This window comes from Lentilactobacillus kefiri, from assembly GCF_007989105.1.
GTDB lineage: Bacteria > Bacillota > Bacilli > Lactobacillales > Lactobacillaceae > Lentilactobacillus > Lentilactobacillus kefiri.
In genome coordinates, this window is sequence record NZ_BJVK01000075.1 from 1 (window position 1) to 2767 (window position 2767).

The 2767-nt window shown below is 40.2% G+C and carries 3 protein-coding genes; all 3 read left to right on the top strand.

The features are described 5' to 3' along the window. Positions 1 to 94 precede the first annotated feature (94 nt). The 3 genes from LKE01_RS11620 (at position 95) to LKE01_RS12135 (ending at position 2649) form a co-directional block, all read left to right on the top strand. Positions 95 to 1834 carry a pyruvate oxidase gene (locus tag LKE01_RS11620; RefSeq protein WP_003560513.1) on the top strand — a complete coding sequence of 580 codons (1740 nt, stop codon included), beginning with the start codon at positions 95 to 97 and terminating at the stop codon, positions 1832 to 1834. A gap of 402 nt (positions 1835 to 2236) precedes the next feature. Continuing rightward, positions 2237 to 2479, top strand: coding sequence for a GlsB/YeaQ/YmgE family stress response membrane protein (locus LKE01_RS11625; protein ID WP_003560515.1), 243 nt, complete (start codon positions 2237 to 2239; stop codon positions 2477 to 2479). A 17-nt stretch (positions 2480 to 2496) separates the two neighbouring features. Continuing rightward, a complete protein-coding gene (locus LKE01_RS12135) occupies positions 2497 to 2649 on the top strand; it encodes a hypothetical protein (protein ID WP_080467032.1) in 153 nt (50 codons plus the stop codon). Positions 2650 to 2767: the final 118 nt, after the last annotated feature.

Genomic DNA, 2767 nt, shown 5'->3' on the forward strand with positions numbered 1-2767 from the left:
CCATATTAATAATTCTAGTTTTTGCAATTCCATTTAAATTGTCTACAATGAAAGTAAGCTTTCTTAACATCGTTTATGGAAAGGATGACGCAATATGGCTCAAAAAGCTTCTGAACAATTAGTCGACGTCTTAATTGATTGGCATGTAAAACACGTTTATGGACTACCGGGGGATTCCATCGATACAACTGTCGATGCTTTACGCAAACAACAGGATCAGATCGGATTTGTCCAAGTCCGTCACGAAGAAGTTGCTTCCTTGGCAGCAGCGGCCGAGGCTAAGTTAACCGGTAAGCTTGGTGTCTGTCTTTCAATCGGTGGGCCAGGCGCAATTCATATGTTAAATGGCCTTTATGATGCCAAAATGGATCACGTGCCAGTACTGGCTTTACTTGGTCAGGTTGATACCCAGTTTTTAAACGAGGAATACTTCCAAGAAGTGAATACACCACAACTATTTGCGGACGTTGCGGTCTATAATAAACTAATTTCTGCCACTGACAATTTAGCTGAAATCGTTGATGAAGCCATTCGAACGGCTTATGAGAAACATGGAGTCGCAGTTTTAACCATTCCGGATAACCTTCCGGAACAAAGGGTCAGCGACCACTATATCAGTTCCGCTTCTTCTTTCCAATTGACATCACCACAAATAGATGACAATCGACTTAATACAGCCGCTAAACTGATTCGTGATTCCAAAAAACCGCTTGCATTGGTTGGCTTGGGGGCAAAAAAAGCCGGCAGCCAGGTTGCGGCCTTCTTAGAGCAAAACCATATTCCGTTTATTTCAACGTTGCCCGCAAAGGGGATCATTGGCGACAATCATCCTAATTCGCTGGGAAATGTTGGTAAGTTGGGGACAAAGCCGGCTTATGAAGCCATGCAAAATACCGATCTGCTTCTAATGTTCGGCACAAATTATCCCTATACCGCGTACTTGCCCAAACCAGGGACGGCCAAAAGCATCCAAATCAATACCAGTGCATCAGCAATCGGAAAACGTTATCCGGCTGATGTTGGATTGGTAGCCGATATCAAAGACGTTATAAAGCAACTTAATTCTTCTGAAACAACGATCCTCCATCCTGATGATGGTTTCTTAAAGGCCTGTCAGGAAAATGTTGCTAACTGGAATCGTTGGATGACCGGCAAACGTGAACTCGATTCCAAACCAGTTGCACCCGAAGCATTATTTAACGATATTAATGAAACGGCACCGCTTAATACAATTTATTCAATTGATGTTGGAACAGCCACCTCTTGGAGCGCCCGTTTCTTAAACGTATCACCAACACAAAAATTTATCTTGTCCTCTTACTTAGGGACAATGGGATGTGCATTACCGGGAGCGATTGCAGCAAAAATAAATTATCCCGATCGACCGGTTATCTCGGTTAATGGTGATGGTGCGTTTGCAATGGTCATGCAGGATTTCATTACGGCGGTTAAATACAAGTTACCATTAATTAATATCGTACTCAATAATTCAAAGCTGGCCTTTATTGAATACGAACAACAGGCCGCCGGCCAATTAAATTATCAAATCGACTTACAGGATATGGATTACGCCAAATTTGCCGATGCGGCTGGCGGTGTTGGTATTACTGCTAAAACTTCCGAAGAATTTAAGAACGCATTGAACAGAGCCTATCGGGTCCAGAATATGCCGGTACTGATCAATGCTTATGTCAGTGATGATGCACCTTTGCCGGGCAAGATTGTCGGTCAGGAAGCTAAAGGATACATGAAATTTGGCAGCCAATATCTTAAAGAAGAGAAAAAAATACCTGAACTACCACCACTAAAAGATATTTTGCGCCAATTTTTCTAAGCAAAACAAGTAGGCCACCGAATTCAAAGGAAAAAATCCCAATCACTATTTGAAGTGTCTTTTAACAAAAGCCTTTCGGCACTAATAGATATATTGCATAGTGATTTGTTGGTGCTGAAGGGCTTTTTGGTCTAAAACTCAGGATTCACCTAGAATTTATTGATAAATGATACCTGAAAAAGTTAATTTGAAATCTTCGTTTTTGACAGTTTTAAGATAGCCGTGATAACCTTTAATTAATATATGATATTTGTTTCTTTTCTAATAATGACCTAAATATTATATATAATTGAGATATGAATGCTTTTAACTATACCCAGCTTGTCAGTGTCCAGTCATTTCATTGATACTTGAACTTAGGTCAGTAACAAATAACCATCATCACGTTAGGAGGAATTTATCATGGGCTTTATTTGGGCAATTATTGTTGGCGCCGTCATCGGTGCCTTGGCGGGCGCAATTACGAACAACGGCCAATCGATGGGTTGGATCGCTAATATTGTAGCTGGCTTAATTGGATCAGCCATCGGTCAAGCACTACTGGGGTCTTGGGGACCGAGTTTGGCCGGAATGGCACTTATTCCGTCAATTATCGGTGCCGTTATTTTAGTTCTGATTGTTTCCTTTGTTGTTAAACGATCCTAGAAAGCAGGTGAGTAACTATGGATGCATTAAAAGCTGTTTTTAAATTTATGATCGCTAGTACCCTCATTGTGAGCGGTGTCTTATTGGGTGGTACACTTTTCGCAACAAAAAAGATTGATATTTTCGGTGACAAGCTTCAGAATGAAATTTATGGTTCAAAGTCAAATTAAAAATTTGGAATTTAACAAAATGTTTATTCAGTACCCTTTATTGAAATAAAAAAGCTATCCGTTTTTTCCGGGTAGCTTTTTTATTATTTTAAGTCAAAACAATATATGGATGTAAGCT